Source organism: Streptomyces sp. GbtcB6 (assembly GCF_019091475.1).
GTDB lineage: Bacteria > Actinomycetota > Actinomycetes > Streptomycetales > Streptomycetaceae > Streptomyces > Streptomyces hyaluromycini.
In genome coordinates, this window is sequence record NZ_JAGXJL010000194.1 from 1 (window position 1) to 512 (window position 512).

1 protein-coding gene is annotated in these 512 nt (G+C 69.5%); it reads left to right on the forward strand.

Annotation, left to right across the window (positions count from 1 at the left end):
- The coding region (locus tag KVT45_RS55135; protein WP_217562669.1) for a chorismate synthase at positions 1 to 512 on the forward strand (512 nt) is incomplete at both ends.

Below are 512 nucleotides of genomic sequence, written 5' to 3' on the forward strand. Positions count from 1 at the left end.
GCGGTGGCCCGGTCGTACCTGAAGGAGACGGCCGGCATCGAGATCGTCTCGCACGTGGTCGAGCTGTGTTCGGTGAAGGCCCCGCAGGGTGTGTACCCGACGCCGGGGGACGTGGAGAGGCTGGACGCCGACCCGTTGCGCTGTCTGGACGCGGATGTGTCGAAGGCGATGGTGGCGGAGGTCGACCAGGCCCACAAGGACGGTGACACGCTGGGTGGTGTGGTCGAGGTGCTGGCCTACGGCGTGCCGGTCGGGCTGGGCTCGCACGTGCACTGGGACCGGAAGCTGGATGCCCGGCTCGCCGGTGCCCTGATGGGTATCCAGGCGATCAAGGGTGTGGAGATCGGTGACGGTTTCGAGCTGGCGCGGGTGCCTGGTTCCAAGGCGCACGACGAGATCGTGAACACGCCTGAGGGGATCCGGCGGGTCTCCGGCCGGGCGGGTGGTACCGAGGGTGGGCTGTCCACGGGTGAGCTGCTGCGGGTGCGGGCCGCGATGAAGCCGATCGCGAC